This is a genomic window from Sulfuricurvum sp. (assembly GCF_030691015.1).
Lineage (GTDB): Bacteria > Campylobacterota > Campylobacteria > Campylobacterales > Sulfurimonadaceae > Sulfuricurvum.
Genome location: NZ_JAUYFF010000004.1, coordinates 47,316 through 69,263, shown reverse-complemented (window position 1 = coordinate 69,263; position 21,948 = coordinate 47,316). Strand labels below are relative to the sequence as shown.

The window sequence follows — 21,948 nt, the reverse complement described above, 5'->3', positions numbered from 1 at the left end:
GTTAAGCTCTTCTGCTGCTGCGGCCGCTTCTTCGGAGTTGGCGGCAACTTGTTGGGTTACTTGGTCTACTTGACCCATAGCTTGATTGATCTGACCCATACCCTCAGCCTGCTCTTTACCGGCGATAGCGATTTCACCGATCAGGTCGGATACTTTTTTACTTTGTTCAACAATCTCTTGGAATGAGGTATGGGTCGCAAGGGCGATTTGGTTCCCCTCTTTGATCTGGCTTACAACCTCTTCGATAATGTCCGAAGTCTCTTTAGCAGCAGAAGCTGCACGTTGAGCCAAGTTACGTACTTCGTCTGCAACGACGGCGAATCCTAGACCGTGTTCACCCGCGCGTGCCGCTTCAACCGCCGCATTCAGTGCAAGGAGGTTGGTTTGGAAGGCGATTTGATCGATGGTTTTGATAATACCGCTGATTTTTGCCGCTGATTCGGTGATCGCGTGCATAGAATGGGAGAGTTGTTCCCCTTTCTCATATCCCGCTTTTGCCGAATCGTTCGCATTTTTTGCCAAAATATCGGCTTGACGGGCATTGTCGGTGTTTTGGGTGTTGATCGCGGTGGACTCTTCGAGGGTTGCGCTTACTTCTTCGACACTGGAAGCTTGCTCACTCGCCCCTTGTGCCAAAGACGATGACGACGACGCTACTTGATCGGAAGCCGAGGTAATCTGCATTGCACCATCACGGATAGAGATGACACTTGTTGTAATCGAACGGGTGATTGAGCGGATGATCATCCATGCCAGAACGATGGCAAACACGATCGAAAGGATGCCGATAAGCATAAACATCTGCTTGAAAGAAGTTACTTCCTTTTTAGACTCAGCGGTAGTATCTTCGATCTCTTTTCGATTGATGTCATACAAATTTTGTAAATGTTCAGCAGTAGCTAGACGGTTTGAACGAATAGCCATAAGTTGTTCTGTCATCTTTCCAAAAAGCTCTTCAATACGAACAGGATCATTTGTCTTAGCTAACGTGTTTATTACTTCGTTATTAAATTGCTCACTTTGTTTCCGCCATACTTCTAACGAAGGTTTGCATTTTTCCCATTCTTGGATCTCTTCGGGTGATTTCTCGAGTTTTTCATAGTCTTTAAAACCGCTGTCAACGCGTTCAAACGCTTTTCCCATCTCTTCAGAAGCATCTGCCATAGCTTCTTGCATTTTAGGATCGCCTTTTAGACCGCGTACCCGATACATCTGGATAGCAACCAACTGTGTCCCGTTGCGAATTCGTCCGAGACCCAGAACCGAGGGGACAAGCTCTTCACCGAGCTTATTCGAATCGCTTTCCCAACCGTTGGTCGCTTGAAACCCTACAAATCCTAGGACAATCATCGCTATGACCATGATCCCCGTCAAAAACATTAATTTTGTTTGTAACACCATATTTTCCAACCAATTCATTTTATTCTCCCATAAGTGTATGTTGTTGCATTTTATCTAAGCTTATCAATTCATCAACTTCAAAAAGCTTAAACACATTCAGAATCATTACGACATTCTCACCGATTTGTGCCATATTACTAATAAATTCGGTATCGACTTTATTTCCGAATTTAGGCGGTTCACTCATATGAGACGAGTCAATCGATGCAACCTCTTCCACACGATCAACGATAAACCCGACATTTACCTTATCCACTTCCACGATAACGATCGTCGTGTTCATGTCCTCCTCTTTGGCATCCATACCAAATCTCAGCCGCGTATCAACAATGGGGATGATCAAACCGCGCAGGTTAATCACCCCTCGTATAAACGGCGGTGTTTTCGGGACATGCGTCACTTTCATGATCGCAATAATCTCTTTAATCTGGTCAATCGCAATACCGTATTGCTCATTACCCAGAAAAAACGTCAGATACCGTTCCCGTCTGGATTGAACTGTATTTTGTTCCATATTTAGACCTTTAGTACCATTTTGATTAATTTTATCCACTTTTTCATCTTTTTCTCTCCTTTTACAAGAGTCTTTCGATATCCGCCGTTATCTCTTCGGGGGTTACACTCGGAGCATAACGGCGGATTACGTGTCCGTTTCTATCAATAAGAAATTTTGTAAAGTTCCACTCGATTGATCTGTATTCGGACATATCTCCTACTGCCGTTTGAAGATAGCGATAAAGGGGATGGAGACGCTCTTTGTTTAGATCGATTTTACCGAATATAGGAAATGTTACCCCATATTTTTCTTTACAAAAACGCTTGATTTGTTCCCCTTGCAAAGGTTCTTGCGAGGGAACGTGGTTTGTGGGAAATCCCAATACGGAGAATCCTCTAGGTCTGTACATACGGTAGAGTTTTTCTAACCCTTCCAACTGCTGGGTGTAGCCGCAACAGCTGGTCGTATTAACGATCAGCACCACCTTACCACGATAAGGCTCGAGTGTTGTCGTCTTATTCTGGAGTGTTTTGACTTCATACCTATATATAGATGACGTATTCAATAATAATGCAAGGAAAGTGATAATCCATACGGCAACCCACCATTTTTTTTCTATCATTTCATCCTCCTTTTGGTAATTTAGTGCACCATCGGCATAGGTTTACCGAAATAATAACCCTGAGAATAGTCTACTCCCATCGATTTGACCTTTTCGTATATTGCTTTTGAATACACAAATTCTGCTACAGTAGGGATTCCCATAGCTTGAGCCAGAGATACGATTGTTTTTACAATCATCTCAGACGTTTTATTATGGTCGATATCTTTGATGTAGGCGGAATCTATTTTAATGATGTCTACATGCATGGAATGGATACGGTAAAAATTTGATTTGTCACTCCCAAAATCATCGATTGCAATCGTGTATCCCAATCGTGAAAGTTCCTGAAGCTGTTTTATCGATTCACTTGTTCCGTTAGCAGAAATATTTTCCAGTATTTCAAGGGTTACTCGATTGGGTGCAATAGCGTATTTCTCCCCCAATGTTGTCATAAACGAAAGGAGATGACCGTTTTGTAGATCCTCTTCGGTAATATTGATGCTAAAAGATTCCGGCTTATCGGCAAACATCGCATAACTCTTTTCCATAATGACATGCGTAATGCTGGGCAAAAGCCCCACGAGTTTAGCCGGCTCGATAAAATGAATCGGACTGATTGGCTCACCATCTTCAATAATCCGTGCCAATGCCTCGTATTTGACAATTTTTTCAGTAGCATTATCGATAATAGGCTGATAGTAGGGGACGATCCGATCTTCATCAAGCGCAAGGCGGATTTTACGCATCCACTCAATATTATTTTTTTGCCGTGCTATGAAATCAGAGTCATCTTTAAAAATGTGATAGCGGTTTTTCCCTATCTGACGCGCCTCCTTCATAGCCGCATGAGCTTTTACAAGGGCATTAGGGGATGAAGCAATACCGATAGTACACGTGAGATTGATAAGAATATCCTCAATTTTAAAAATATAACTCTGTATTCCTTCATAAAGCGACTCTATGGGACACACGGAAGCTTCACAAAAAGGGACGGAACTAAATATGACAAATTCATCGGAAGCAACTCTATAAAGTGTATGTGAATTATTGAAATGTTGACGAAGATATTCGGCGAACATGAACAAAACCTTATCTCCGATTTCATAGCCGTAGGTTGAATTAATCGAATCAAAATTGTCTATATTGCATAATACTAAGGTGTGTTCAGGGTGATTTTGAACGATTTGGTCTAGCTTTTCTTTTTTATAGCATCCGGTCAGGGTGTCGAACATATAAGACTGTTCCAGTTGCTCTTTTTTTTGTTCAAGCATCATCTCTAAATTACAGGCGTAATCGTTATGCTCTTTTTTAATCTTAACTGTTTTTGCACTTTTTGACAGCACGTTCATTAGCTGTTGCATTTCCACAGGTTTGACAATAAAATTATCAATTCCCGTATTGATAGCTTTTACAAAATATTCGGGTTCATTGTGTGCGGTAATAATAATCGCGTGAATTTCCGGATTATCCTGTCGAATCTCTTCAATCATCTCTAGCCCATCCATATGCGGCATCGTAATATCGGCTATGATCAGATCGATAATCCCGCAATTATTCTTATAGATTCGTAATCCATCTTCTCCATCTTTAGCGACAAAAACTGTTGCATAGAGCATTTCTAAGATTTTTACCATCTTTTCACGTATTTCATATTCATCTTCGACATAAAGTACATTTAATATTTTCGTATGTTTTTTAGCTTCGTTTGTTTTAATCATAGTCATCTGAAAACCTCACTTTTGTATTTCATTTTCATCTTAAGACGTAAAGTTAAAACAGAATCAGATCTTCTTCTGTTGAATCGATCTCATTAGAGTCATCTGATAAAATGAGCTCGATTTGCAAGCAAGTACTAAAGAGCGAGCTGTCTAAATAATGGATATCTAAAGCACTCTGCGAGACGAATAAAAGACGTCTCCACTCCCCCAAATCGGATTGTATGCCACTCAGTAACAAAATCACTTTTTTCATTTGTTTCGAATCAACTCCACCCTCTTCAATTTGGGCTATCAACTTTGCAAGAGAGCGGATAGCATAGGCCAAGTCTTCGAATTCAAAAAGCATGCTGATCTCATGGGCATAGGTTTCCAACTGTACAGACATTTGTCGAAGGCCGTCAATACTGGCTTCCTCACTCAGCGAAAAAATAGACTCTTTAAAATCATTATCCAATTCGTCAAGCTCCTGAAGTTCTTGTAGAATTTCATAATCAAGCTCCGCAATATACTCAGAGGCGGTTGTTTTATTAACATGAGACCGACGTAAAAGTCTGTTCTCCTCATCATCTATTTTGAGTTTTGCTTTTACAGGTTCCTCAGATGCAGTTGCCGCTGCTCTGCTCTCTTCTACATACTCCTTTGCACTTGTTTCTCGCAAAGGCCTCGGCAATGGAGTGAGTGTTTTACCTCGATAACGATTTTGAATCACTAGCTCTTCGAGTATTTCGCTATAGGAACGGATTTTGATTTTTTGGTACTCTTCTAGAGTAATGTCATTAAAAAAGTAGATAAGGCTCTGCTCCGCTTCATTGTCGATATGAATTTCGCGTCGAATGATTCTATAGATTTTTCGTCCTTGTCTTTTTGAGACCGATATACAATTTTTTGCAGGCTCAGTGGTGTCATACTCTTCTAAAGAACCCATAAAACCTTCACGTTTATCAAATGGGATCCCCTCCTCCTCCCCTTTTAAAAAGCGTTGTAACTCCGTGGCATCAAAAATAGCGCAGAAAGGATTATTGAAATACCGCACGGTATTGTCCGTATAAATAATACATGGGGATAAGTAGCTTTCGGTTATCTGCGCTATTATCCTCTCTGATAGCCGATTGATTTTCTCCTGAAGCTGCTGTATTTCATACTCTTTAGCTTTTTTACGATCATTGATCATCCACGCAATGTCGGAAAAAACCTGTTTTGCGCGTCTCTCTTCTATAGGTTTTAGAAGATATTTGTCAATTTTAAGATCAATAGATCGGATAAAATAATCCTGATCACTGAACGCCGTTGTGATGATGATAGGAATAGTGGAGTTGTTCATACGAATATGTTCAATCATATCAAGTCCATTCATATTCGGCATTTGTATGTCGGTTATAATCAAATCATAGAGACGTTTATGAAACATTTCCAGCCCTTCAAGTCCATCGCGGGCAATATAAACCTCTTTAAAAAGTATGCGTAGCAATCCAAGCATCTGGTGTCGTATATCTTCTTCATCTTCTACGTATAAAATGATAAGTTCTTTCGTCAGTTCTTTTATTTTGACAATATCATTAACTATCATTTATTTCTCCTCTGTCTACTGTCGTAAGAATTCTTAAGCTTTTTATGGCGATAAAGTATTATAGGGGGCAACTATGCAGAAAAAATGCAGACAATATTTAATTTATACTATTATTTTTAAATGTAATATAAAATTCAGCTCCGTCGTCAGTATTGGAAACTTCGATTGAACCATGCAGTATCTCAGAAACAATTCTTTTACTCATGTACAAACCGATACCCGTCCCTTTCCCCGGTTCTTTAGTTGTAAAATAGGGATTGAAAATTTTATCAAGATTCTCTACTTTGACTCCACCGGCACGATCACTTACCGAGAGTGTAAGTATTCCGTCCGCTTGTTGAGTAAGTACAATATTGATAGGTTTCAACTCAAGGTGCAGCCCCTCATAAGCATCTCTCGCATTGGCAATAGTATTAATCAGAACATGTGCCAACTCTTTTTTATAACTGCAAATTGTAATTGGATTTCGCTCATCGTAAACCAGACGTATCCCCCTCCCCTGCAATTGTGCTTTCATCAACGATTCAATATCTTTCATGAGTTCATTAAGAGTGAATTGCTGGACTTCATGATCCGGTTTAAAGAAATTCATGAAATCACTAATTGTTTGAGACATTTTTTGGATACGCCACTGGATATAGGTTAGATGTTCCCGTATATCATCAGACTCCAATTCTTCAAGTTCGAGCTTCATTGCTACGGAGATGGCTGAAGCACTAATAGCATTAAGCGGTTGGCGCCATTGGTGAGCAATCATATTGAGCATCTCCCCCATCTGTACACTTTTGGACTGGTTATGCAGCATACGGTCTTTGTTACGGTTCTCCGCCACTTCCGCTTTAATCCGCTCTTCGAGAGTCTTTTTATACTCTTCCAGCTCAGTGATATCTGAAAAAGAGGCTATATTTATTTTGTCGTTTTCTATATAGACTTCACTCACACTGACACTGAAAACATACTCTTTGTCAGCCCGTTTCAGTAGGGCATAATGAGAATATCCATTGTTGTCTTTGACATATTCTATCCACTCTTTTCCCTCCATCGTTGAGGATAGATACCCTTCTCTTTCGATAAAATAATCGGAGATACATTCATGCTCTGCCAGAAACGATGGAACATCTGAATATCCGACAAAGTTTAGAAATGCCGTATTTCCGTCACATAATGTCCGGATATTGAAATTGGCGACGATAATATTAGGCTGTCCGTCAAAAATTGCTTTTTGGTATTTTTGAGAATATTCCAGCCGTTTGTTGAGCATATGCATTTGCGTTGTTTTATTTGCCAAATCGTTGTTTAGTATCACAAGCTCTTTTTGCTGATTCATCAAATCAGCCTCATATTCTTTCCGCGTCGAAATATCCCGCCACGCGACATGAATTATTTCATCTTCCCCCTCAGAAATCCGTGTTATGACGGTATCCACCCACAGTTCACTTCCATCTATTCTATTAAAAAGCCACTCAAAACGGCATGTTCCCTCTTCTGAACATTTTTTTAGGAGTTTTTCGTATTTCTCATAGGAGCAGCTCCCATCCGGTTGAAATTCAGGTGAGAGCGATGAGGGGTGATGATTGAGGAGGCACAATACTTCATCCATCGATGAGATGCCCAACATATTCAGCGCCGATTCGTTAGCATCGACAAAAAGACCGTTATGCATGATAAGAATCGCATCCGATGATTTTTGATAAAGAAGTTGAAAAAATGTTTTTTGATCTAAGCATGAGCGATATTCGTTAATCATCGTATTTATTTCACTTAAAGTAGAGACATAACGTGCGGTTGTATCTGTCTGCTTTAGATTTGACACTGCTTCTTCACGGTAATTCTCCATCTTTTACTCTTTTATTATGTCGCTGCATACATCGTACAAAAGTTGCAGGGTTTTACTTAACTCAATCGGCTTGTGAATATTGCCTGTAATGTTGAGATTATGCTTATCCAACTGTGCTTCCCCCAAATTATGCGCTGTCATTAAAATTATCTTGGCATCGGGTCTAATGTCTAAAATATTTTTTACCATCGTGATGCCATCCATGACCGGCATAGTCACATCCGATAAAGTTAAATCAATGGAATGTGCAGAAAAAATATTTAATCCCTCTATCCCATTTGCTGCAACGACTACATTTTTAAAAAACATTCTAAGTATTTCAGCTATTTGAACTCGTGTGTCTTCTTCATCTTCAACATACAGTATGGATAGAGTGTTTGCTACCGATTTGAGTTCTTTAGACAACATATTTTTGACCTCTGCATACAGATACTCTCTGATTTATTATGGTACATAAAAACAATGCAGTAAAAATGCAAAAACAAACATTTAATAAAAACTTTTAGTGTGATATACTATTTTATTCAAAGTTTATTTTAAAGGGAAAAAGGATGAATGCCACTTCTCACTCTTTTAATGACGTCGAATATATGCAACAAAACAACCAACAAAACAAACTCATTCAACTAGGGGAAATGGTTGCAATGATTGCCCACCAATGGCGCCAACCGCTTAATACCATCAGTGCCACTGCAATCAATATGACACTGAAAATTCAAATGGAGGAACTTCGTCCTGAAGAGATAGAAAAAGGGGCTGTTTTAATCCAAAACCAATGTCAAAAAATGTCACAAACCATTGAAACGTTTATGGAATTTGTTAGACCGAGTAAAGTCCCTCAGCCCTTTATGCTTCGCCATAGCATAGATGTTGTACTCCTTATTATGGGCAGACAACTTTATACCCATAACATCATGTTCCACGTCGATGAGCGGATAAAAGGGGTAGAAGTTTTCGGGTATGAAGATCAGTTTGAGCAGGTGCTGTTAAATTTATTTTCCAACGCACGAGATGCATTCGATGAATCCGCTCAAAATGAAAAAATTATGAAACTTTCTATAGGGAAAAATGATGAGGGGAAATATTTTTTTGCTATTGAAGATAATGCCGGCGGAATACCGGTAGCTATTCGAGAAAAAATATTCACCCCCTTTTTCACCAATAAAGAGGATGGAAAAGGGACGGGTCTTGGCCTGTATATGAGTCTGGAAATTATTTCTAAAAGTTTCGAAAGTACCCTTCGGTATCTACCGATAAAAGGTGGTAGCAGATTTGAAGTCCTATTCAATCCGTCAATTATAAACCTAATTGCATGAAAAACTATCTACATTCTCTCACCAATTCACTGCATCAGATTACAGGATATGCGTCACTTCTTCGAAAATACCCTGATAAAGTTGATGAGTATGCGATGGTAATAGAAAAAAATACCTATATTATCGAAGGAATAATGCAGGAACTTTTTCAGCTAAAGAATGCAGATTCTCCTAGCTTCCCGATTCGATTTGATTCTACTTCGGTAGTAGGAAAAAAAGTTTTGATCGTCGATGACATGCGTGAAAACAGAGAGATTCTAATGGATATATTTCATACGCTGAAATGTGAAATAGAGAGTGCTGAAAATGGTTCAGAAGCACTCACTAAAGCTGAGTTATTTGACCCGGATATCATTTGTATAGACATCGTAATGCCAGGGATGAACGGATATGAAACTGCTACCGCTTTGCATAATGCCGGATCTTCGGCTACACTGGTCGCGATCAGTGCACTACGAGAAGATAGAAGTAAAAACGTTTTTGATGCATGGCTTTCTAAACCGTTTACGGCAGATCAAATCATGACCTTGCTCTCCTCCGAGAGTCTCAATAGTACAATGAAAGAAAATCAATCTATTGATTTGTCATCATTAAGCCATACGTTTCGCCATAAACTTCTTGATGCTATCGATAAAGGTGCTTTAAGCCAATCAGAGATGCTGGTTAGTACACTGGATCAAGGAGCATGTAAAACATGGCTTAGTGAGCAGCTAAGGGAAATGAATCTTGAAACCATCCGAACCTTTATTATGTCTGCACACTCATCCGAAACGATTACGTATTAAAGAGAGGTCCGCATGTTTGAATATAAACCGGATAGACCAAAAGTATTGCTTGTTGATGACAAAATACGTAATCTTATTCTTATCAAAAATATTTTAACTCCCCTAAATCTCGATATTTATATCGCCAAAAGTGGGGAGGAGGCTCTGCAACGTGCCGCACAAACTGATTTTGATATGATACTACTAGATATTTTAATGCCCGATATTGACGGTTATGAAGTGTGCCGCAAATTGAAAAATGCCGCTCAAGAACGTGATCTTTCGATTCTATTTATAAGTGCACTTCGAACGCACGAAGACAAAACAAAAGGGTTTGAAAGCGGTGCGGATGACTATCTTGTTAAACCGCTGTATGAAAAAGAGGTTCTTGCCAGAGTAAAGCTTCATCTGAAAAAGCGCTCAGCCATAAAAAAGCTTAAGGGCCTTCTTAAACGCTCCTATCACGAGTTGTATAACCCGCTCAGCATCATAAAAACCTCTGCAGAAATGTATGGATACCGATATCCGAAAAATAGTTATGTCGATTCAATGCACGCAGCGGCGAAGTCACTCCATCTTATCTATGAAGATCTTTACTATGCACTAGAGGCAAAAAAAAATCCGCAAGAAAATTTGACTCTTAATGTAACAGCATTTTTACGAAGTCGGGTCGAGTATTTCACCCTTATTGCGGAGATTAAAAACATACGGATTGAACTCGAAGCACATGATAATTGTTTTATGGATATCCCTTATTCAGATATACAACGCATTATTGACAATACAATTTCCAATGCAATAAAATACTCTTTTGAAAATACAGTCATTCATATTTCTCTCACAAAAAAAGCAAATATCATACTTAAAGTTACCAATAACGGTAGTACAATTATTAATCCTCACTATATTTTTACGGATGGATATCGTGAATCATACGACACGATCGGAATGGGAATCGGACTTGAAATAGTTGCATCAATATGTCAGCAGCTGAATATCAAAGCGCGGGTTGAATCCGCAGAGGGAAGCACAACTTTTACCTATACATTCAAAGGGGAAATACCTAATGAAAATCACCTTATTTGAAGACGAGTATGCGTTAAGAAATAATTTGGCCGATTTCTTTTCTATCCATTCCTATGAAGTTGAGATGTTTGGAGAAGGGAATGAGATGCTAAACAAGTGTCAATTCAATTCGGATATTTATATCTTGGACATCAATGTACCCGGTGCTAACGGATTTGAGGTTATCGAATGGATTTCTCGAAATGACCCAATGAAACCGGTTATTTTTATGACAGCCTACACTGATATCGACAGTATCACTCATGCATACCGTCTCGGGTGTAGCGATTATCTAAAAAAACCCTTCGATCTGATTGAATTATTGCTGCGAGTTCAAAAGCTCCTTGCTATTTCAAATGATGATGAAATACAAATTGCTCCACATTCGCTATTCAATCTCGCAACAAAACAGCTTTCACAACATGGCGGAATTATTAATCTCACTAAAAATCAGCGTAATATTCTTTATCTTATGACGAAGCATCGTAACACGCTTATCACCTATGATATGTTTATCGATCATGTTTGGGAAGAAAAATTTATTAAATTAAACACGATTGCGTCTCATATACGAGAAATTCGTAATGCAGTTGATGGATTAGAAATCCACAATATTAGAGGCGAGGGATATATCTTAAAAGTTTAGCTATACACCCTCTAAAATCATCGCTTCCGCAACTCGCTTAAAAGCGGCGATATTGGCTCCGTCTACGAAATTACGTTCTCGATCGTATTCTTTTGCTGTCAAGGAAACCCGCTTATATATCTGGCGCATTAATTCATCAAGTTTACGATCGACCTTGTCAAAATCCCATTTTTCCATTGAAGCATTTTGGGACATCTCAAATTCACTGACCGCTACTCCTCCGGCATTGGAAGCTTTTCCCGGAGAAAACAAAACACTTTCTCTCTGCAAGAGAGCAATAGCTTCGGGCTCAGTCGGCATATTTGCCCCTTCCACTACCGCAACACATCCGTTTTTAATCAGATTTTGAGCATCGATGAGAGTCAGTTCGTTTTGTGTCGCACATGGGAATGCGGCAAAACACGAAGTATTCCATACCGCATGAGCACCGTTTGGATAATCACTTTTTTGTGTGTACACAGAACCCGGAATCTGATCAGCATAACCTGCAAGTGACAATCGTCTCCCGTTTTCTTTTAGTTCTCGGACAACGGTGAGATCAATTCCTCTTGGATCATAGATAGTTCCGTCACTGTCACTGCAGGTGACGACAATCGCACCCAATTGTTGAAGTTTCTCTATCGTATGGATTGCTACGTTCCCTGCACCGCTCACGGTGCACACTTTCCCCTCTAACGTCTCTTGCAGCTCTTGAGACAGCATCTCACGGGCAAAATAGACGACACCGTATCCTGTCGCCTGAGGCCGCATCAGCGAACCTCCGAACGCATAAGGCTTACCGCTAAGCACTCCGTCATACTGGTGAGTGATCCGTTTGTATTCACCGAAAAGATAGCCGATTTCTCTGGAACCTACTCCGATATCTCCCGCCGGTACATCGACACGTGCGCCGATATAGGGATAAAGTTCTCGCATGAAGGCGCGGCAAAACCGCATAATCTCAAAATCACTTTTACCTTTGGGATCAAAATCACTTCCCCCTTTGGCACCGCCGATCGGAAGACCCGTCAACGCATTTTTAAAGATCTGCTCGAATGCCAAAAATTTCAAAACCCCTGTTGTCACACTCGGGTGAAATCGAAGTCCTCCCTTGTAGGGCCCGAGGGAGTTATTAAACTGGATTCGATAGCCGTTGTTGATGTGAACGTGATTGTTATCATCGAGCCATTGAACCTTGAACTGAATAACACGATCAGGAGTGACGAGACGCTCCAGTATGGCGAACTGCTCATAGCGTGAGTCAGTCTTAACGATAGGCTCTAGTGAAGTGAGGACTTCACTCACAGCTTGTAAGAAAGTATTATCGGTCACACAGTTCGATTTTTCGAGATTGGCTAAGATTTTTTCGACCATATAAATTTCCTGATTATTATTTCAACTCACCCCAGTGGTTCCCGATATGCATCGAGGTTTTTAGAGGAACACGGAGTTCTAAAATACTCTCCATCACCTCGACAAAGCGCACCGCATAAGTCTCTGCAGTATCCTCATCCACTTCAAAGATCAGTTCATCGTGGATTTGTAAGAGCATTCGGGCGCGAAGAGCCTCAGTGCGGATCATCGTGTCGATTTTGTTCATTGAGAGTTTGATGAGATCAGAGGCAGAACCTTGGAAGACGGTATTGACCGATTCGCGCTCGTACGCCGCTTTAAGCATTGGAGTAGCAGAGCCGAAATCGAAATAGCGTCGGCGATGGAGTAATGTCTCAACATACCCCATCTCTTTGGCTTGCTCAACGATACCGCTGAAATACCCCTTGACGCTCGGAAACGTCTCGAAATAGCGCTCGATGATCTCTTTTGCCTCTTTGGTCGTAATCCCGAGGGTGTCAGAGAGCTTTTTTTGCCCCATACCGTATAAGAGACCGAAGTTGACTGTTTTGGCGATATTACGTTTACTCGCAGCTTCCGCTTCCCCGAACAACGCTATCGCCGTTTGCATGTGAATGTCATGCCCCTCGTTAAAGGCATTGACCAAAACCGTGTCCTCACTGAAATGGGCGAGGAGGCGAAGCTCGATTTGCGAATAGTCGATCCCTATCAGTTTTTTACCCGCAGGGGCAACGAACGCTTCGCGGATACGCATCCCCAATGCCGTTTTTACAGGGATATTTTGGAGGTTTGGATTTTTAGAACTGAGTCGTCCCGTTGCCGTTCCCGTTTGAACAAACGAGGTATAGATACGCGATGATGGATCATTGTGCGCCAATGTAATCAGCGGTTCAATGTAGGTGGAATAGAGTTTGTGGTATTCGCGGTACTGCAATAGCATTGGGATAACAGCGTGCTCATTTTTTAGCCCTTCCAAAACCTGCTCATCGGTACTGTATCCTGTTTTGGTCTTTTTGCCGTGTGCAAGTCCCAGCGTTTCAAACAAAATAACTCCGAGTTGTTTCGGAGAATTGAGATTAAATACGGTTCCGCACGCGCTGTGGATTTGCTCCGTGAGAGTTGCGATCTCTAATGCCACCTCTTTTTTAAATGTTTCCAATACCGCCGTATCGACGGCGATTCCCGCATCTTCCATCCCCAGCAATGTCAAGGTGAAAGGAAATTCAACGTTAAACGCTTCATTGAGTGCCTCTTCGCCCCCTTTTAAGAGAAGTTGTTCGCTAAGTACCTTGTAGAGTTGGAAGGTGATATAGGCATCTTCTCCGGCATATTTACACGCATCTTCGATGGCAACGGAGGCAAAGTTTTCCCCTTTTTTCACCGTATCTTTAAAATGGATCATCTCATGACTCAAAAGCGACTCTGCAAGATTGTCCATAGAGAGTGAGCGTGATGAATCAGTCAGCCAAGCGAGTACCATCGTATCGGCATGAATACTTAAACGATCCACCTCTAAAAATCGGGTGACGAAGTGGAGATCGAATTTGATATTATGTCCGATAACACGATGTGTGAAAATTGCTCGAATCGCTTGAGCCGCCGCGTCAGGGCTTACTTGATCCCCTACCCCCAAATAACTATGAGCCATCGGAACGTAATAGCCTGTATTTTCGTCGATGCTGAAACTAAAACCGACCAAATGATCTTTGGTAGGATCGAGTCCCGTTGTCTCGGTGTCGAATGCGATCATGGAGCCTTGGGGAATCGAAGCGATTATCTTTCCAAGAACTTCGTCCGAATCGATGAGTACACTGCACCCTTCTACACTTTCACATTTCGGAAGTTCTATTATATCTACCTTCTTCGAATCACTAATCGGCTGTGACTCTTCAAAGAGTGCTTTGGCTTTGAGGGTACGCAACACGGCATTCATCTCATAATGAACCAACTCATCATAAATCGGAAGAAACGGATTGTCAAAGTGCATCGCAAATTCCGAAAAATCAAGAGTTTCAAACACGTCGTCGCGCAAACTGACGAGTTCACGCGAACGGAATGCGTCATCTCGATACGTTTCCAGCAGTCCTTTGATCCGAGGAGGTGTCACTTCCTCAAGTCTCTCATACATCGCATCCAACGTCACAAACTGGGCTAAGAGCTTTTGTGCCGTTACTTTTCCGATCCCCTTGACTCCGGGGACATTATCAGCCGTGTCTCCGATGAGGGATTGGTAATCGATAAACTGTCGCGGATGAACGCCGTATTTTTCTTCGCAGTGGCTCTCGTTCATCACTTTTTTGCTGATGGCATCGACCAATACGACCCGATCATCATCAATCAGTTGATAGAGATCTTTATCGTGAGAAACGACTCGGACAAGAAACCCATGTGCACGAGCTTGGCGAACGACTGAAGCGATCATATCATCGGCCTCAAACCCGCTTTGAGAGAGCGATTTGTATCCCATTTTATCGATCCAGTCGATTGCGATGGGAAGTTGTTTCACTAATTCTTCGGGTGCAGGTGAACGGTTGGCTTTATAATTTGGGTCTATCTCGGCACGAAAGCTTGGCCCTTTTGCATCAAGAGCAAAAATCAGATAATCGCTACTGTGATCTTTGTGCAGTGACGCAATAAAATTTATAAATCCGGTCAAAAGACCTGTCGGGAAACCATGTTTATTTCTCAGAGGAGGAAGCGCATAGAATGAGCGGAAAAAAAATCCGAATGTATCAATAATCGTAACGGTAGGTTGAGCCATCAATCGCCTTTATCAGGCGCGAATTTTTTCAAGTATCGAATCAATCGATGCTTGAAGTTTTGCAATATCATATCCTGCTTCTTCAGCTTTTTTAAGGCCATATGAGATTCCGTGCTCACCAAAAGGGTTATTAATAGGGAGAATAGTTTTAATAATATTTAAAGCTGTCGAATACTCTTTTACTTCATCCGGTGCCTCTTCAGGCGTATCCGAAAATTGAATCATCTCAACAAACTCTTTATCAAAATTCCAGTGGGTAAAAATCGCAGCGGTCACGCTTGCCGTAGATTCTTGCACATAAGAGCGTTCAACACTCGCGATATCAATGGCGCTGTCAATATCCGCCTTGAAGTTTGTTGCTAAATCTTCTTGGATAACGTCACTGGCAATAATAATTTTTCCGGTTTCCTGCAAAAAAGAGGCCAAAAAAAGCTTATCGGCTTTTGCGCGATCTATTTTCATATACCACTCGTGTATTAACGCCGCCTGCATCGAAGAAATTTCAGCAAAACGATCAGAGCTGATCCCATAGGGTTCCATATCGACATTCAGAAGTTTGCGAACCGAATTTCCAAGACCGATAGAGCGGGTCATGCTCATACCGAACAACGATACCGCTTGTCCGACATTAAGTATTTCTCGCCGAAAGCTGTATAACGGTGAGTTGGCCGCTTTGAGCAAATTCGCAACGATCATCGGATCATGTTCAACGGTTTTTATCAAATCATTAATTGAGCTTTCAGGATCATTGCAAATTCGCTGCATATCAATCACTGTTTTAGGAAGCGGTGGTAAAGATTTAATACTGTTTATAATCGAACTCTTCATGAATCGTGATCCTCTACAAAAGCAATTAGGGTTATTATAGCTTATTTAACTCAAGAGCCAAATATTTTCCGGTAAAACTCCCTGTTTTTTCCCAATCACGGGCAACACATTCAGGATCGCCCTCAGCTACCAACAAGCCGCCTCCGCTTCCCCCCTCAGGCCCCATATCGATGATGTAATCGGCATTTTTTATCATATCAAGGTTATGTTCGATAACCAATACGGAATTGCCGAGTTCGACGAAATTATGGAGCACTTTGGTGAGACGGTTAACATCATCGAAATGAAGTCCTGTCGTCGGTTCATCAAGGATATAGAGGGTATTTCCCGTGTCGCGGCGGCTGAGTTCTTTGGCCAGTTTGATACGCTGTGCTTCACCCCCCGATAGCGTGACGGCATTTTGTCCCAAGGTAATGTAATCCAGACCAACGTCGCTGAGGGTTTGTAAAATTGCTTTGATCTTCGGAATCGGTGCAAAAAACTCTAGCGCTTCCCCAACAGACATATTAAGGACATCAGAAATTGTCTTTCCTTTGTACTCCACTTGAAGCGTCTGCATGTTATAGCGGCTGCCGTGACACGAATCACATTTGACCATAATATCGGGCAAGAAGTGCATTTCGATTTTAATCTCCCCTTCTCCCTGACACTTTTCACATCGACCGCCTTTGACGTTGAAGCTAAATCGTGACGCCGTATAACCACGAATTTGAGCCTCTTTTGTCTTGGCAAAGAGATTACGGATTTCATCCATTACTCCCGTATAAGTTGCAGGATTTGAGCGTGGAGTACGTCCGATAGGACTTTGATCGAGATAAATTACTTTATCAAGTTTTTCCAACCCTTCAACCTCTACCCCAGCAACACGGTTGATTTTACGGGCATGATTAAGGATTTCACGGGTTACGGGGAGGAGTGTTTGCAAGATAAGGGAACTTTTACCGCTTCCGCTCACTCCCGTTACACAGACAAAATTATGAAGAGGAATTTTAACACTCAAATTATTAATATTATTTAATGTAACATTATTGATCGACATCCACTCTTTCTGAGCTCTTCGGTAAAAATATTCAATCTTTTTTCGACCGGAAAGATACTGTGCCGTTAACGTATCGGATTTTTTCATCTCCTCAAGCGTACCCGCAAATACGACGTTCCCCCCGAATTTCCCCGCACCGGGACCGATATCGACAATAAAATCGGCATTCTCAATCGTCTCTTTATCGTGTTCGACAACGATAACGGTATTCCCTTTTTCCTGCAGTGACCGCAGCGTTCGAATCAATTTTAGAGTATCACGTTCGTGCAATCCGATGCTCGGTTCATCCAAAACATACATCACCCCCGTCAAACCGCTTCCGATCTGCGAAGCAATACGGATACGTTGCGCTTCTCCCCCGCTGATAGTACGAGCATCACGACTGAGTGAGAGATATCCAAGACCCACATCAAAAAGGAAAAAGAGACGTTCACGGATTTCATTCAGAATCGATGCAGCGATCATAGCACTCTGATCACTAAGCCCTTTAAACGTTTGCGGATCGGCAAACCACGCATACGAATCTTTTAGAGGCATCGAGATTACATCCCCGATCCCTTTGTCTGCTACTCGAACAGCAAGCGATTCGCGCTTCAGTCTGTGCGAATTACAGATATTACACGGCTTCTCAGACATATAGTCGGCAAGATCTTTTTCATCTTTGAAAATATCATAGGCGATACGGACGATCCCCGGCCAAATACGCTTGATAGGATGGTCTTGCCATTTGAACTCCACTTCATCGACGCTACCGTGTAATATCGCTTTCTTTTGATACTCTTCAAGGGTATAAAACGGTGCGGTAATGCTGATTCCGGATGCGGCACAAAATGCTTTTAAGAAGGTAAAATAATATCCCTTGTTAAACCCGTAAACGATCTTGATCGCCCCTTTCTCGATAGGGAGTTCCGAATCGATAATTTTGTCATAATCGAGGGCATAGCGGATACCTAATCCGTCACATTCACTACACGCTCCCTTGGGAGAATTAAACGAAAACGAGAGAGGTTCCAGCGGATCAAAACTCACCTTACAGTCAAAACAGGCACTGTGTTCACTGTAGTGGATCAGTTTCTCCGCCATCCCTACTTCGTCGTGATTTTGAATCTCTATCTCCACCTCTCCATAGCTCTCTTTGAGTGCTTTTTCGACGTCTTGTGCGACGCGGTCATGGTTATCGTCTTTAATGATCAGACGGTCTATGACCACTTTAAGAGTATGTTTTTTGGTTTTAGAAAGCTCTATTTCTTCATCGAGACGAACCATGACACCATCGATCATTGCACGTACATACCCTTTGTGGCGAAGCGATTCAAGGATATCGGCGAATGAGCCTTTTTTCTCCCGTACCAGCGGTGCCAAAATAACAATCTTTGCTCCATCAGGGAGCTTTAATACCTGTGTGATAATATCCTGAGCCGACATTTTTGAGATTTGCTTACCGCACAGATGACAGTGCTGTACCCCAATACGGGCATACAAAAGACGTAAATAGTCATAGATTTCGGTTATGGTTCCTACGGTTGATCGTGGGTTCTTGGAGGTAGTTTTTTGATCGATCGCAATGGCCGGAGTCAACCCTTCTATTTTATCCACATCAGGCTTTCCGACACGGTCAAGAAACTGTCGTGCATACGAAGAGAGTGACTCTATGTAGCGGCGTTGTCCTTCTGCATAGAGAGTATCAAATGCCAAGGTCGATTTACCGCTTCCGCTGATCCCTGTACAAACAATGAGCTTGTTTTTTGGTATTTCCAGAGAAATATTTTTGAGATTGTGTTCTCGTGCACCAATAATTTTAATCATATCCATAACGTTTTACCCCGCGATCAATTTGTATGCTGTAATAGCAAAAATAAGTATGTAAAAAAACAATAAAATCCGTTTATATTGGACTACTTTAACCCGATGTAGAAGCCAAATACCAAATATTATTCCAAGAAGTGATGAAAGTGCCATCACTAAACCCGCCTGAAGATTAATCATCCCCAGCCAAAGTAAGGTTCCAAATGCCGATACAGAGGTAAACATCACAAAAAACAAACCTACTGCCGAAGCCTTTTTAAGCGGAAAGCCCATAAAACTCACCAATATCGGAGTCATTAATATCGAACCGCCTACCCCCAACATCCCGGAAAACACCCCAATTCCCCCACCGATGGCTGTATAAAGCGGACGGTTGATAACTTCTGCCTTGGTCGGAGCAGGATTTGAGAGAGCCAAACGCCCTAAAGTAAAGGCAACGATCCCTAAAAAGAACCATTCTAACACGGCTTCATTCAAAAGTTTGACAAAAATTCCACCAGCGATTGCCCCCAATACTCCGCCGTATCCGAAATATTTGACATTGCTGACTTCGTAGGTTTGCTTTTTATGGTGAATCCAAGCCGCCATCAATGATCCTGCAACCATTTGTGTCACCGAAATACCGATCGCTTCTTTGATCCCAAAACCAATATAAAGCAAAATAGGGACACTGACGGTCCCTCCGCCGATTCCAAAAAATCCGGAGAGTATACCGACGCTGATACCTAATAGGACTAATTCAATGCTCATTTTTTCTTTACCTAGGGTTTGTATCGCGCGATTATACTCCCTTAGTGCTTCAACGAATACCCTTTTAGTTCAATTGATTTTACGCTATAATCAATTATCATACTTAAAAAAGAGTGAGGATGTGATGTTACCCATTATTGTCGAAGCTGCAACTAATTTTTGTCTTCATCAAATCCGCCTTCCTTATGATTTTGTAACTGAATCCTCCAAAAAGAGAACACTTCTTGCTTATATTGATATTGAAACGGCAAACGGGGATACCCACCGTGCTTATATTGGATGTGATGTAATGTTAATTCAAACCATTGCTGAGATATTTTTAGGTGAAGATGAAAGTGATGAACAAACACTTATTGATATGCTCTTAGAGACAACCAATATGATCGTCGGAAGTGCAAAAGTACTTGCAGGTGAGTTGTACGAAACGACAATGACGATTGCGACACCGTTTGTTTTATCGCACGAAGAGATTGCCTCGCTTCAGTTAAATGAAGTTCAATGTATCGGAATTAATGGCGGTGAAATGACAATCGCATTACAAAGGCTCTAAGAGATGGATGAAACAGTAGCAGAATCTACCCTTCCTAAAGATCATGTTTTTGATCCGGAACGAGAACTATCATGGATGGATTACGAAGGGTTACTGGATATGGAAGTTGAATTTGTTGCCGATTTGGGACAAACGACACTTTCGTTGGAAGAGATACTGAAGCTTGAAAAAGGGTCTGTCATCGATTTAGGTAAACCTGCGGGTGAAAGTGTTGAATCTTATGTGAATCGGCGTATTATCGGCAAAGGAGAAGTCATGGTTTATGAAAAGAACTTAGCAATCCGTATCAATGAGGTGCTCGATTCGAGTGCCGTACTTTACTACCTTTCAAAAGAGAGACTATGAGATACTTAATCCCTTTACTGCTGCTCCCTGCCCTTTTATGGGGAGCCAAAATCTTAAGCTATAACGTCTATGATCGAAACGACCGTGTTGATGTTATGTTGACATTCGATACCCCTTATGAAGGGGTACTTCGCCAAAATCGTCAAGGCAATACCGTCATTATTAAACTAGAAGAAGCCTTTATCGAAGATCCGAAAGTAAAAGAGGTTAATTCTAAATATTTAAATAAACTTACTATTTCACCCCAAGAAGAGAACATTGAAATTGTTGCAGAGGTTGCGAACGATGTCGTAATGCAAGCGTCTAAAACATCGGACTCCTATGGTCTTCGTTTACGTTTTACACACCCTGTAGCGGCTGAGAGGGCAATAGAATCCGCTCCGGTCGATGAAGCGGCGATCAACAGCCTTCCAACCAAAAAAAGCAATGAATTTGAACAAAGCTATTATGTTGTTATCGGTATTTTAGTAATCGGTATCGGTATTTTGTTTTGGTTAAAGCAAAATATAACCAAACGTGCCGCGACCATCCAGAGCGAGCCTAAAACCCCTTGGCTTTTTAACAAATCAACTGCCGAAATCAAAGCGACACTTTCAAACCCTCTTCCTATCGGGGGAGATAGCGGTGGTGTCCACATTCGGTTCCAAAAAACCCTTGATCCTTCCCACACGGTAGCGATGCTAGATTTCGGAACCATGAGTTATTTAGTATTGTTGGGGAACAACACCCTTTTACTCGATAAATTCCAAGACAATATTCCGATCACTCAAAATGATTTTGAATCCCTATTGCAGTCAAAACATCGTGAACTTGACGGCTATTTTCAACTCGCCCCCGCTCAGGATGAAATATTTGATTCGTATAAAGAAAAAGCTTCAGGAGTGTATTGATATATGGATTTAAAGCAAAAGCTCATAGATTTTGGGTGTGGAGCAGAATTTGTTGATATCGCGTTAGGGTATCAACAAAGTTATAAACCCGATCAGGATATTGAAACCTTCATCGAATATGTCGAAGACGAGCATGCCAAAGTCGAGGAGGCTGAAGCTCAAAAAGAGATGGACAAAGAGATCGTTGACGCTTCTGGGTTGCTTCTAGAGTTTGAAGATGAAAAAGAATAACT

The 21,948-nt window shown here is 41.4% G+C and carries 20 protein-coding genes; 8 read left to right on the top strand and 12 right to left on the bottom strand.

The window, feature by feature from the left end; translation table 11 throughout:
• The 7 genes from Q8O20_RS05935 to Q8O20_RS05905 form a co-directional block, all read right to left on the bottom strand.
• Positions 1 to 1,419 (bottom strand): methyl-accepting chemotaxis protein (locus Q8O20_RS05935; RefSeq protein WP_305530403.1); only part of this gene is annotated, 1,419 nt, incomplete at its 3' end.
• A gap of 1 nt (position 1,420) precedes the next feature.
• Positions 1,421 to 1,915, bottom strand: coding sequence for a chemotaxis protein CheW (locus Q8O20_RS05930; protein WP_305530402.1), 495 nt, complete (start codon positions 1,913 to 1,915; stop codon positions 1,421 to 1,423).
• Between the two features lie 61 nt (positions 1,916 to 1,976).
• Positions 1,977 to 2,519: a glutathione peroxidase gene (locus tag Q8O20_RS05925; protein WP_305530401.1), complete on the bottom strand. Its 543-nt coding sequence runs from the start codon at positions 2,517 to 2,519 to the stop codon at positions 1,977 to 1,979.
• Between the two features lie 20 nt (positions 2,520 to 2,539).
• Positions 2,540 to 4,225, bottom strand: coding sequence for an EAL domain-containing response regulator (locus tag Q8O20_RS05920; RefSeq protein WP_305530400.1), 1,686 nt, complete (start codon positions 4,223 to 4,225; stop codon positions 2,540 to 2,542).
• A 46-nt stretch (positions 4,226 to 4,271) separates the two neighbouring features.
• A complete protein-coding gene (locus tag Q8O20_RS05915; protein WP_305530399.1) occupies positions 4,272 to 5,786 on the bottom strand; it encodes a response regulator transcription factor in 1,515 nt (504 codons plus the stop codon).
• A 97-nt stretch (positions 5,787 to 5,883) separates the two neighbouring features.
• Positions 5,884 to 7,623, bottom strand: a complete 1,740-nt coding sequence (locus tag Q8O20_RS05910) for an ATP-binding protein (protein ID WP_305530398.1) — start codon at positions 7,621 to 7,623, stop codon at positions 5,884 to 5,886.
• Positions 7,624 to 7,626: 3 nt separating this feature from the next.
• Entirely contained in the window at positions 7,627 to 8,031 is a 405-nt protein-coding gene (locus tag Q8O20_RS05905) for a response regulator transcription factor (RefSeq protein ID WP_305530397.1), read from the bottom strand.
• 143 nt (positions 8,032 to 8,174) lie between these two features.
• Between Q8O20_RS05905 and Q8O20_RS05900 the strand changes: the two genes are divergently transcribed.
• Genes Q8O20_RS05900 through Q8O20_RS05885 form a run of 4 tightly spaced genes read left to right on the top strand, consistent with a single transcriptional unit; the run spans position 8,175 to position 11,414 of the window.
• Positions 8,175 to 8,939, top strand: coding sequence for a sensor histidine kinase (locus tag Q8O20_RS05900; protein ID WP_305530396.1), 765 nt, complete (start codon positions 8,175 to 8,177; stop codon positions 8,937 to 8,939).
• Positions 8,936 to 9,724 carry a response regulator gene (locus Q8O20_RS05895; RefSeq protein WP_305530395.1) on the top strand — a complete coding sequence of 263 codons (789 nt, stop codon included), beginning with the start codon at positions 8,936 to 8,938 and terminating at the stop codon, positions 9,722 to 9,724. Before Q8O20_RS05900 ends, Q8O20_RS05895 begins: the two co-directional genes overlap by 4 nt.
• Positions 9,725 to 9,736: 12 nt before the next feature.
• Positions 9,737 to 10,789 (top strand): hybrid sensor histidine kinase/response regulator, encoded by a 1,053-nt coding sequence (locus Q8O20_RS05890; RefSeq protein WP_305530394.1) that lies wholly within the window; start codon positions 9,737 to 9,739, stop codon positions 10,787 to 10,789.
• Positions 10,770 to 11,414, top strand: coding sequence for a response regulator transcription factor (locus tag Q8O20_RS05885; RefSeq protein WP_305530393.1), 645 nt, complete (start codon positions 10,770 to 10,772; stop codon positions 11,412 to 11,414). The genes Q8O20_RS05890 and Q8O20_RS05885 overlap by 20 nt, the downstream gene beginning before the upstream one ends.
• Here Q8O20_RS05885 and gdhA read toward each other — a convergent pair whose 3' ends face one another.
• Genes gdhA through Q8O20_RS05860 form a run of 5 tightly spaced genes read right to left on the bottom strand, consistent with a single transcriptional unit; the run spans position 11,415 to position 19,930 of the window.
• A complete protein-coding gene (gene gdhA, locus Q8O20_RS05880) occupies positions 11,415 to 12,767 on the bottom strand; it encodes an NADP-specific glutamate dehydrogenase (RefSeq protein ID WP_305530392.1) in 1,353 nt (450 codons plus the stop codon). It lies immediately after the preceding gene.
• A 16-nt stretch (positions 12,768 to 12,783) separates the two neighbouring features.
• Positions 12,784 to 15,507, bottom strand: a complete 2,724-nt coding sequence (gene polA / locus Q8O20_RS05875; protein WP_305530391.1) for a DNA polymerase I — start codon at positions 15,505 to 15,507, stop codon at positions 12,784 to 12,786.
• Positions 15,508 to 15,519: 12 nt separating this feature from the next.
• The gene (locus tag Q8O20_RS05870; protein WP_305530390.1) at positions 15,520 to 16,335 is read right to left on the bottom strand and encodes an HDOD domain-containing protein; all 816 of its coding nucleotides are present in this window, start codon (positions 16,333 to 16,335) and stop codon (positions 15,520 to 15,522) included.
• Positions 16,336 to 16,369: 34 nt separating this feature from the next.
• A complete protein-coding gene (gene uvrA, locus Q8O20_RS05865) occupies positions 16,370 to 19,186 on the bottom strand; it encodes an excinuclease ABC subunit UvrA (protein WP_305530389.1) in 2,817 nt (938 codons plus the stop codon).
• A gap of 6 nt (positions 19,187 to 19,192) precedes the next feature.
• Positions 19,193 to 19,930: a sulfite exporter TauE/SafE family protein gene (locus tag Q8O20_RS05860; protein WP_305530388.1), complete on the bottom strand. Its 738-nt coding sequence runs from the start codon at positions 19,928 to 19,930 to the stop codon at positions 19,193 to 19,195.
• Between the two features lie 124 nt (positions 19,931 to 20,054).
• On the opposite strand from Q8O20_RS05860, the gene Q8O20_RS05855 reads away from it, so the two are divergent.
• Genes Q8O20_RS05855 through Q8O20_RS05840 form a run of 4 tightly spaced genes read left to right on the top strand, consistent with a single transcriptional unit; the run spans position 20,055 to position 21,946 of the window.
• Positions 20,055 to 20,480, top strand: coding sequence for a chemotaxis protein CheX (locus tag Q8O20_RS05855; RefSeq protein ID WP_305530387.1), 426 nt, complete (start codon positions 20,055 to 20,057; stop codon positions 20,478 to 20,480).
• Between the two features lie 3 nt (positions 20,481 to 20,483).
• Positions 20,484 to 20,825: a flagellar motor switch protein FliN gene (gene fliN / locus Q8O20_RS05850; RefSeq protein ID WP_294896765.1), complete on the top strand. Its 342-nt coding sequence runs from the start codon at positions 20,484 to 20,486 to the stop codon at positions 20,823 to 20,825.
• Positions 20,822 to 21,715 carry a hypothetical protein gene (locus tag Q8O20_RS05845; protein WP_305530386.1) on the top strand — a complete coding sequence of 298 codons (894 nt, stop codon included), beginning with the start codon at positions 20,822 to 20,824 and terminating at the stop codon, positions 21,713 to 21,715. The genes fliN and Q8O20_RS05845 overlap by 4 nt, the downstream gene beginning before the upstream one ends.
• Before the next feature lie 3 nt (positions 21,716 to 21,718).
• The gene (locus tag Q8O20_RS05840; protein WP_304743033.1) at positions 21,719 to 21,946 is read left to right on the top strand and encodes a hypothetical protein; all 228 of its coding nucleotides are present in this window, start codon (positions 21,719 to 21,721) and stop codon (positions 21,944 to 21,946) included.
• Positions 21,947 to 21,948 lie beyond the last annotated feature (2 nt).

Coding starts and splice junctions, on each gene's coding strand:
- Q8O20_RS05895 (WP_305530395.1), top strand. CDS start 8,936: ATGAAAAACTATCTACATTCTCTCACCAATTCACTGCATCAGATTACA.
- Q8O20_RS05920 (WP_305530400.1), bottom strand. CDS start 4,225: ATGACTATGATTAAAACAAACGAAGCTAAAAAACATACGAAAATATTA.
- fliN (WP_294896765.1), top strand. CDS start 20,484: ATGGATGAAACAGTAGCAGAATCTACCCTTCCTAAAGATCATGTTTTT.
- Q8O20_RS05870 (WP_305530390.1), bottom strand. CDS start 16,335: ATGAAGAGTTCGATTATAAACAGTATTAAATCTTTACCACCGCTTCCT.
- Q8O20_RS05930 (WP_305530402.1), bottom strand. CDS start 1,915: ATGGAACAAAATACAGTTCAATCCAGACGGGAACGGTATCTGACGTTT.
- Q8O20_RS05840 (WP_304743033.1), top strand. CDS start 21,719: ATGGATTTAAAGCAAAAGCTCATAGATTTTGGGTGTGGAGCAGAATTT.
- uvrA (WP_305530389.1), bottom strand. CDS start 19,186: ATGGATATGATTAAAATTATTGGTGCACGAGAACACAATCTCAAAAAT.
- gdhA (WP_305530392.1), bottom strand. CDS start 12,767: ATGGTCGAAAAAATCTTAGCCAATCTCGAAAAATCGAACTGTGTGACC.
- Q8O20_RS05855 (WP_305530387.1), top strand. CDS start 20,055: ATGTTACCCATTATTGTCGAAGCTGCAACTAATTTTTGTCTTCATCAA.
- Q8O20_RS05860 (WP_305530388.1), bottom strand. CDS start 19,930: ATGAGCATTGAATTAGTCCTATTAGGTATCAGCGTCGGTATACTCTCC.
- Q8O20_RS05890 (WP_305530394.1), top strand. CDS start 9,737: ATGTTTGAATATAAACCGGATAGACCAAAAGTATTGCTTGTTGATGAC.
- Q8O20_RS05925 (WP_305530401.1), bottom strand. CDS start 2,519: ATGATAGAAAAAAAATGGTGGGTTGCCGTATGGATTATCACTTTCCTT.
- Q8O20_RS05845 (WP_305530386.1), top strand. CDS start 20,822: ATGAGATACTTAATCCCTTTACTGCTGCTCCCTGCCCTTTTATGGGGA.
- Q8O20_RS05905 (WP_305530397.1), bottom strand. CDS start 8,031: ATGTTGTCTAAAGAACTCAAATCGGTAGCAAACACTCTATCCATACTG.
- Q8O20_RS05915 (WP_305530399.1), bottom strand. CDS start 5,786: ATGATAGTTAATGATATTGTCAAAATAAAAGAACTGACGAAAGAACTT.
- Q8O20_RS05900 (WP_305530396.1), top strand. CDS start 8,175: ATGAATGCCACTTCTCACTCTTTTAATGACGTCGAATATATGCAACAA.
- polA (WP_305530391.1), bottom strand. CDS start 15,507: ATGGCTCAACCTACCGTTACGATTATTGATACATTCGGATTTTTTTTC.
- Q8O20_RS05885 (WP_305530393.1), top strand. CDS start 10,770: ATGAAAATCACCTTATTTGAAGACGAGTATGCGTTAAGAAATAATTTG.
- Q8O20_RS05910 (WP_305530398.1), bottom strand. CDS start 7,623: ATGGAGAATTACCGTGAAGAAGCAGTGTCAAATCTAAAGCAGACAGAT.